The organism is Suttonella ornithocola (genome assembly GCF_001889065.1).
Classification (GTDB): Bacteria; Pseudomonadota; Gammaproteobacteria; order Cardiobacteriales; family Cardiobacteriaceae; genus Suttonella_A; species Suttonella_A ornithocola.
This window is the reverse complement of record NZ_LWHB01000155.1, coordinates 1-8,661: the sequence shown is the minus strand read 5'-3', so window position 1 is coordinate 8,661 and position 8,661 is coordinate 1. Positions and strand designations below refer to the sequence as shown.

Sequence of the window (8,661 nt, the reverse complement as noted above, 5' to 3'; positions counted from 1 at the left end):
AATAAATAACATCCACTAATAGCGAATATTTTTTCATTAAAAATCATCAATCTCTCCGACGTTTTGCAAACGAAGGGGCTTTATTTCCATAGTAACACTGATATCTATATTCATTTTCCATAGAGGATATAGGGCGTAATTCAGTAAGCTCCGGTACAAATTCCGATAATTCCTGCAAAGCCAGCTGGTAAACTTTACGCTTAAAATGCACAACCTCTTCTACTGCTTGCCAATAATTCAGCCAACGCCATTGGTCAAATTCTGGTGTCCCAGCAGCGGCTAAATTAATAATGGTTTCCTCTCTTTTTAGTTTTAAGAGAAACCATTTTTGTTTTTGACCAATACATTGCACCATACCCGCCCGGCGGCGACGCCGAAAGCGTAAGGGTAAGCGATAACGTAGCCATGCTCGCGTTTCTCCTAAAACTGCTACATCTGAGGCATACAAACCTGTTTCTTCCCAAAGTTCACGAAACATTGCTTGCTCACTAGATTCTCCTCCTTGCATTCCCCCTTGTGGAAATTGCCATGCATCTTGTCCACATCGTCGCCCCCAAAAAACTTGGTTTTGTGCATTAAGAATAATGATACCGACATTGTATCTAAATCCTTGCCCATCAAAAATATTGTCATCATTATGTTGTATATTCATTTTCCATTGTTCCATAAGCGAACAGTGTCCACAATTATAGCGAGGTATTTCACAATACGATACAGGCAGAGTTATAAAAAAGACGCGATTTTATACTATAGATAAGATAATAATTAGCCAGTTATGTATAAACAAAGTCATTGACGCTATATCTCAAAAAAAGTATGATTATCTAAATTAGAATATTTATCAATTGGTTTTACAAATGTATATATGTCTTTGCTACGGAATCACTGATAAACAAATCCAATACGCGATTGAAAATGGCGCAACAACGCGTTCTGCTCTTGCTAAAGAATTAGGCGTAGGCACACAATGCGGTTGCTGTCGCCGACATGTATCTGAAATTCTTTCTGAACATCTAGAAAAAAATATGGCGACAGAAGATATTCCTGCCGCCATTGGTGTTTATTTTCCAGCAAGTGCTTAACTAAACTTTAATCATCTTGCTCAATTGCCGATTGAAGGTAATTCGGTAATCCAATTTCTTCAATTAGTCCAAGCTGTTCTTCTAGCCAATCAATATAATCTTCGACTGTTTCCATTTGTTTCTTTAACAACTCACGAGAAACGTAATCTTGCTGCTCTTCTAGCAAACTAATGGCTTTTTGTTGTGCCTCTCGATTAGCTGTTGCGACTTTTAAATCGCATTCTAATGCTTCGCTAACGGTTTCCCCAATCATCAATTTTCCTAAATCTTGAAGATTAGGCAATCCTTCTAAAAAGAAAATACGCGCAATTAAAGCATCTGCATTTTTCATCGCATGAATAGATTGCTTATACATTCTTTCACCAACTTCATCATATCCCCAATTATTCAACATTCGAGCGTGAAGAAAATATTGGTTAATCACTGTCAATTCATGGCGAAGAACAGCATTGAGTGCACTCAAAATATTGGTTTGTGTTTTCATCTACTCCTCCTTATTTTTGGCTTTGTAGATAATTTTGCAATCCCATATCTTTAATTTGACGAAGTTGTTTTTCCAACCAATGTGCGTGATCTTGCTCGGTATCTTCTAATTGTTTCACCAATAAATTGCGAGTAACAAAATCCTGCACGCGTTCGCACAACGCAATTCCTCGTTTTAAATTATCGCGAACACGATATTCTAGCTCTAAATCACTTTGCATCATACTCTCTACATCGGTGCCTATTTTTAACGCTTCTGGGGTCATATTCGGCGTACCCTCTAAAAAGAGTACTCGCTTAATCATTTGTGTTGCGTGCTCTGTTTCATGCTCCATTTCATGATGATTTGCTTCATAAAGCTTGTTATATCCCCAATCAGCATACATCTCAGCATGAATAAAATATTGATCACGAGCCGCTAATTCACCTGCAATCATTTCATTTAAATATTCGATAACTTCTGCATTACCTTTCATAGCATTCTCCAAAATTTAATTACAGGCATAAAATTATAAACGCTATAAATTTATTTTACAAAATAAATTGTACGTAACAATATAAATATTAAATACAATAATAATGCTATTTATTCTTATTCAATTCAGTATCCGGTTAATCATACTAGTGACATTCAATTATTCTAAGCATCTATTCTTTCAAATTGCCACTGCCATTCCTTGCCTGCTTCCAATGGAATAAGCGCTTCACCACTATAACTTAAACTTTCAGCAATCTGATGACTTTGCTTATATAGCCTTAACTTTCCGATAACTTCTGTATTTCTCGGCAATTCATAATAATCTGCACCAAAACCGCAAGCAAAATCAGCTAATTTGTCCAACGCATTTGCGCGCTCAAATACTTCAGCATAAAGCGATGGCGCATGATAAGCACTATAACAACCTGCACAACCACAGGCATTTTCCTTAGCGTGCTGCAAATGCGGTGCGCTATCTGTGCCTAAAAAGAACCTAGAGTCTCCGCTAGTTGCCACTTCCACCAATCTTTTACGGTCAGCTTCCGTTTTTAAAATAGGCAGACAGTAATAGTGTGGCTTAATTCCGCCGACTAATAATTGATTGCGATTAAATAAAAGATGTTGCGGGGTAATCGTTGCCGCTAAATTTTGATGCTCACTTAAAACATAATCCGCAGCATGGGCGGTAGTAATATGCTCTAAGACCATTTTTAAATGAGGAAACTGTTTGCGCAAAGGAATTAAGACGTTATCAACAAAATGACTTTCTCGATCAAAAATATCAATCCCGTCATCCGTCACTTCGCCATGAATAAGCAATAACAATCCTACTTTCTCCATCGTCGCTAAAATAGGATAGATTTTTTCTACACTGCCTACCCCCTGAGCGGAATTAGTCGTTGCCCCTTTGGGATACCATTTCACTGCCTTAACGCCAACTGCGCGCGCATCCGCTAATGCTTCCGCACGAAGATTTTCGCTCAAATACAAACTCATCAAGGGCGTAAACGCTCGCCCTTTTGGCACATGCGCTAAAATCCGCTCACAATAATCACGAACAGCATCCAGTGTATCCAACGCAGGCACCAAATTTGGCATAACCAATGCACGAGCGCAATAAGCGCTCGTATCCGCGACAGTTCGCGCTAACGCCGCACCATCTCGAAAGTGAACATGCATATCATCAAACAGTGGCGTGATAACTTCCTGCATCTTTGTTCTCCTAATTTAGCCACTTTCTCGCGCGTGCCTGCGCAGCACTCTCAACGGTAGATTGCTGTTTTAATAAGCAAGTAATGGCTCGTGCTTTACTAAGTGAATAGTGATAATGATGCTCCAATCCATCTCTCATCACACTAAGATTAACCTTTTCACCTGCTGATACCTTAAACAAACCTCTCCATAAACTATCGGCATTCACTCGCTCATTATTCACTGCCAACAACTCATCTCCTACGGATAACCCAGCAAAAGCTGCCTGACCATCCGGTAACAGTGAAGAAATCGTCCATCTTCCATTTTGTTCCTTACAACGAAAATCTGGATCGCTTGTTGCTCGCTGACTTGCATCTGCTTCCGTACCGGTATCATCCATACTTATCGGCGCTAAAAACTTCATTTCTAAATCTAAAGCTGTTGCCGCCCACTCCAAAGGCAAATAATCAGTTGTATGAATAAGCTTTTCAATCAGATTAACAAAAGCAGCATGAGATTCTTCTGGGATAACTTGTTGCGCCAACGTAATGAACCGCTTCTCATCTAAACCATGCGTTTTTACCTTTTCATCTTGCCAAAGCTTCGGCATAAGCTCTGCCAAAGAGCTACCTTGTTCTCTTAAAAAGACATCCATGCACCACGCAGCAAGAGAGCCATGTCCATAATAGCTCGTTGAAATATTTCCGCCATTTTCACCACCATTATAAAGTTTTGTCCAAGCCTCAAAACTAGAATGGGCAAGCGTTTGGCGTTTTCGTCCTTCCTTTTGAAGATGGCGGCTAATATCTGTTGCCAGTAACTTCAAATATGCATCAATACCAATGACGCCACTTTGTCTTAACAACCAATTATCAAAATACGCCGTAAAACCTTCAAACAACCATAACATTTCCGTTGGCTGTTCCGATGCTAATTGATAGCCTTGGCGATACTCAGGCGGACGCATAGACTTCACATTCCAAGTATGGAAATATTCATGGGAAAACAATCCTAACAGCTGAATATAGCCTGATGACTTACTCACTTCAGTTGGTAACAAACGGCGCGGCGCCATAAGCAAAGTGCTACTTTGATGCTCTAATCCACCATAATCTTTTTCCGTTAAAAACAGCATAAAGTGATAATGCTTAATCGGTGGTAAACCGCCAAAAAGCTTAATGGCTTGTTCGCAAACTTTTTGCACATCATCAGTTAAACGCGCAATTTCTAAAGGCTGTGCCAAGCCACAAACAAAAATACTATGTTTAACACCGCCTGCCTCAAAACTGCTAGAAACCATCTTTTCTGCCAACATAAACGGCGTATCAATCAATTCTTGATAATCCTCAAAAACAAAACGCCCATCTTGCGCTTGTGCACCAGAAACTATCCAATCCTCTCGCATGTCATCTGGCTGCCAAGTTAAAATTTGCGTGACATTTTCTAAACCCTCTACCCAAAAACAAGCACAACAAGGATTGATAATGCCGCGAACATCATCTAAATAACATCCTCGAACAGAATATTCCCTGGCATAAACCTCATATTCAATTTGCCACTCTCCTTTTTCTCCTTCAGCCTGCCAAGAAGAGGGAGAAACCAGCTGCCAATTGACCGCCTTATCATTAGAAGTCACACTTCGAATCGCAATATTGCGCGAAAAATCTCGACGAGTATAGCTGCCGGGAATCCAAATCGGTAAGGAAAAATGGATTTTCTCCTGCCCAACAAACCGCATTTTGACCAAATAACGATTACCAAATAAAGGAGAAATACTAAAACGAACGGCTGTATTCATAACTATCTTTGCTAATAAGCGGATTAAAAGAAAAGCCTATCCTATCGCTAAACCAAAAGAAACAAAACCAATCCTAACTGTTTCTCAAAGAAGAAAGCATAAACACATGACTTACAAAAATAAAAAGATAAAAAATAAAAACCAAGCTAATTTTGCAAACCTTAAATACTTTTGAACCACTCAAACCTAAACAAATCCTAAAAATTCTCTTATAAACAAGGCTTGCAAAGCAAAAAAACTCCCCCATAATGACGGATGTTACTTAAGTCACTGCTGTCAGAAATGAGCCAATACGAAACCGAATATGAAACCTCGCTTACTGATCCTGAGCTAGAAGAACCACAGCTCTATGAAGTCCTGCTGCTCAATGACGATTACACGACAATGCCGTTTGTTATCGAAGTCTTACAACGATTTTTTCACAAAAATTACGACGAAGCAGAAAAGCTAATGTATACCGTCCATGAAAAAGGCTCAGCTGTTTGTGCCATTTACCCCAAAGAAATTGCCGAAACTCGCGTTCAGCAAGTGATTGATTATGCGCGTGAGAATGGTCATCCATTAATGAGCGTCTTGCGTCCGCATTAAATTGAAAGGAGCTAAAATGTTATCCAATGCCTTAGAAAAAGCTATTGACCGCGCCTATCAAGGCGCACAAAGCGCGAAGTACGAATTTCTTACCTTAGAACACCTTTTACTATCCCTACTAGACGAACAAAACATTACCGATGCTCTACTCGCATTAGGCGCAGACTTAGCGCAACTTCGTGAACAATTAGAACGCTACCTAGAAGAGCATTGCCCCAAATTTTCACCTAACGACTCTGCTCGAAGCACTCAACCCACACTTGCTTTCCAACGCATGATTCAGCGAAGTGTATTACACGCGCGCAATGCCGGTAAAGAAGAAGTCAGCACCTTAAATGCTCTTATCTCTATCCTATCAGAGCGTGATTCCTATGCGGCTTACTTTCTCCGTAAGCAAGAAATCTCTCGCTTAGATTTAATTGCCTATGTTGCCCATGGCACCATTACGGGACAAGAAAAAACATCCGAAAATGATGCAGAAGAAGCAACCATCGAATCAGAAAAAGAAAGCGCACTGAAAAACTACGCAACCAACCTTAATCAAAAAGCCCAAGAAGGAAAAATCGATCCGCTTATTGGTCGACATCGCGAAATTGAGCGCACGATTCAAACTCTATGTCGTCGCCGCAAAAATAACCCTATTCTTGTGGGTGAAGCGGGTGTTGGGAAAACAGCGATTGCCGAAGGACTCGCTAAAGCCATCATTGATGGAAACGTGCCTGATATCTTAAAAGATGCTGTCATTTATAGTCTAGATATTGGTAACCTAATTGCTGGTACAAAATATCGTGGCGACTTTGAAAATCGCATCAAAGCACTTTTAAAAGAACTGGCAGAAATTAAAAATGCCGTTCTCTTTATTGATGAAATTCATACCATTATTGGTGCTGGTGCTACTACTGGCTCCACAATGGATGCTTCAAACCTCATCAAACCCGCCTTAGCTAACGGCGAGCTAAGATGTATCGGCGCAACTACCGACCAAGAATACCGACAAATCTTTGAAACAGACCCAGCACTTTCTCGTCGCTTCCAAAAAGTGGATATTGCCGAACCTAGCCTATCTGATGCTATCGCGATTTTAAAAGGATTACGCGAACGCTACGAAGACTTCCACGATATTCGCTATTTAGATGAAGCCATAGAGACCGCGGTTACCCTTTCCGACCGATATATCAATGACCGTCGCCTTCCTGATAAAGCCATTGATTTACTTGACGAAGCTGGTGCAAGACAAAAACTTTTGACCAAAGAAAAACGCTTAGAAGCCATTGATGCCTTAGCAATTGAACAATTAGTCGCGGCAGTAGCAAAAATCCCTGAGAAAAGCGTTTCTCAAGACGATAGAAACCTACTAAAGACCTTAGCGCGCGATTTAAAAACTGTCGTTTTTGGTCAAGACAAAGCCATCGAAGCGTTGGCAGATGCCATCAAGCTAAGCCGTGCCGGACTGCGTGAAAAAGAAAAACCCATTGGAAACTTCTTATTCACAGGACCAACGGGCGTGGGAAAAACAGAAGTCTGCCGTCAACTGTCCCATATACTTGGCATTAACTTATTACGCTTTGATATGAGCGAATATATGGAGGCTCACGCAGTGAGTCGTCTTATTGGTTCACCGCCCGGCTATGTTGGGCATGAAAAAGGCGGTTTACTAACCGAAAAAATCCAAAAACATCCGCACGCCGTTCTGCTCATGGATGAAATAGAAAAAGCCCATCCCGATATCATGAATATCCTACTGCAAATGATGGATCATGGAATCCTAACCGATGCTAACGGTCGAGAAATCAATTGCCGAAACCTTATCATTATCCTAACCAGTAACGTCGGGGCATTTGAAATGGAAAAAAATCGGATTGGATTTGGACATAGCCAAAGTGCAGAACATGCTCAGGAACAATCTGACGCTGCGATTAAACGCTACTTTACCCCAGAATTCCGCAACCGCTTAGACGCCATTATTCCTTTTGCTCCACTAAGCCAAAAAGACATTTCGCATGTTATTGATAAATTTATTATTGAGTTAGAAGCACAGCTAGAAGAACAGCATGTGACCATCAGTCTATCACCAGAGGCCAAAACTTGGTTTACCAAATATGGCTACGACCCTAAAATGGGCGCACGTCCAATGGCACGCCTCATTCAAAAACACATCAAACAACCGCTTGCTGAGCAGCTACTATTCGGTAAACTCACTAAAAATGGCGGACATGTGAGCGTACTCATTGATGAAGATACTCCTGTATTAGATATCGATGCAAACGTTGAATTTACCGATACATCCTTACTGAATACCGATAGCGAATTGTATTAACCTATCTCACATATAAAAAAATCCCATTTCTTAATCATAAGGAATGGGATTATTAAATTGAGACTTTTGCAAAATTCCGTTTTACACTAATTTTTGCTACTAGCAGAAAAATTATAGTCAAATCAGCTAAAAAACAGAACGTTATCTACCGCTAGAATGGTTAGATAAGGGCTATAGGATGTTTTTTTTAGCTGATTGCACTATAACACCATGATTTTAATATTTTTTCAAAATTTGAAAAATTGAAATTCCTCTATTTTATGTTTTTTTGCAAAGGTCTCAAATTATCTCGCCATAAATTACCAATCAATTCTATATAGCTGGACTCCCGAAAAATGCATACAGCCATTGGAGATAGGATTCTGTTTTCAAAGTGGATATTGGGTTAATGTTGTATGTATTTTTTGGGAAGTTGACTATAAAAGCTGTTTAATCTTGCTCACCGTTCACCCACCAAAAAAGCAATACTGACCTTTTGTTTTTTTACAGAAAGGTGAGCCATGTATAGTGCAATCATCTAAAACCCAACCCAATCCAAAGCAGATAAAAGAATAAAGTATCAATACAATCCATCCGCCATTCTTTGCGTATTTGCTTAATCCAAGCCCACATCTTTTCAATAGGATTTAAGTCTGGACTATAAGGGGGTAACCAAACTATCTCATGCCCATGCTCTTCAATGATTGCTTGAATATCACTGCGTTTATGAAAAGCGGCATTG

Annotated in this window: 9 protein-coding genes; 3 read left to right on the top strand and 6 right to left on the bottom strand. The window is 39.9% G+C overall.

All coding sequences use genetic code 11. From position 1 onward, the window contains the following. Nucleotides 1-46: 46 nt before the first annotated feature. Nucleotides 47-652, bottom strand: a complete 606-nt coding sequence (locus A5N85_RS11310) for an RNA pyrophosphohydrolase (RefSeq protein ID WP_072577322.1) — start codon at nucleotides 650-652, stop codon at nucleotides 47-49. A gap of 205 nt (nucleotides 653-857) precedes the next feature. Here A5N85_RS11310 and A5N85_RS11305 point away from each other — a divergent pair, with 205 nt between their 5' ends. Then, a complete protein-coding gene (locus tag A5N85_RS11305) occupies nucleotides 858-1,082 on the top strand; it encodes a bacterioferritin-associated ferredoxin (RefSeq protein ID WP_072577321.1) in 225 nt (74 codons plus the stop codon). 7 nt (nucleotides 1,083-1,089) lie between these two features. Here A5N85_RS11305 and bfr (A5N85_RS11300) read toward each other — a convergent pair whose 3' ends face one another. From bfr (A5N85_RS11300) to A5N85_RS11285, 4 genes are all read right to left on the bottom strand, one after another. Then, nucleotides 1,090-1,566, bottom strand: coding sequence for a bacterioferritin (gene bfr / locus A5N85_RS11300; protein WP_072577320.1), 477 nt, complete (start codon nucleotides 1,564-1,566; stop codon nucleotides 1,090-1,092). Nucleotides 1,567-1,576: 10 nt separating this feature from the next. Further along, a complete protein-coding gene (gene bfr, locus A5N85_RS11295) occupies nucleotides 1,577-2,041 on the bottom strand; it encodes a bacterioferritin (protein WP_072577319.1) in 465 nt (154 codons plus the stop codon). Between the two features lie 164 nt (nucleotides 2,042-2,205). Beyond that, a complete protein-coding gene (pyrC, locus tag A5N85_RS11290; RefSeq protein WP_072577318.1) occupies nucleotides 2,206-3,255 on the bottom strand; it encodes a dihydroorotase in 1,050 nt (349 codons plus the stop codon). Nucleotides 3,256-3,265: 10 nt separating this feature from the next. After that, nucleotides 3,266-5,035 (bottom strand): M61 family metallopeptidase, encoded by a 1,770-nt coding sequence (locus A5N85_RS11285; protein ID WP_072577317.1) that lies wholly within the window; start codon nucleotides 5,033-5,035, stop codon nucleotides 3,266-3,268. Between the two features lie 282 nt (nucleotides 5,036-5,317). On the opposite strand from A5N85_RS11285, the gene clpS reads away from it, so the two are divergent. Both clpS and clpA read left to right on the top strand, forming a co-directional pair. Next, complete coding sequence (gene clpS, locus A5N85_RS11280) at nucleotides 5,318-5,623, top strand: ATP-dependent Clp protease adapter ClpS (RefSeq protein ID WP_072577316.1); 306 nt, start codon at nucleotides 5,318-5,320, stop codon at nucleotides 5,621-5,623. Between the two features lie 16 nt (nucleotides 5,624-5,639). Continuing rightward, nucleotides 5,640-7,940, top strand: coding sequence for an ATP-dependent Clp protease ATP-binding subunit ClpA (gene clpA / locus A5N85_RS11275; protein WP_072577315.1), 2,301 nt, complete (start codon nucleotides 5,640-5,642; stop codon nucleotides 7,938-7,940). Between the two features lie 513 nt (nucleotides 7,941-8,453). On the opposite strand, the gene A5N85_RS11270 is transcribed toward clpA, so the two are convergent. Continuing rightward, nucleotides 8,454-8,661: transposase (locus tag A5N85_RS11270; protein WP_249023959.1), on the bottom strand; the 208-nt coding region annotated here is incomplete at its 5' end.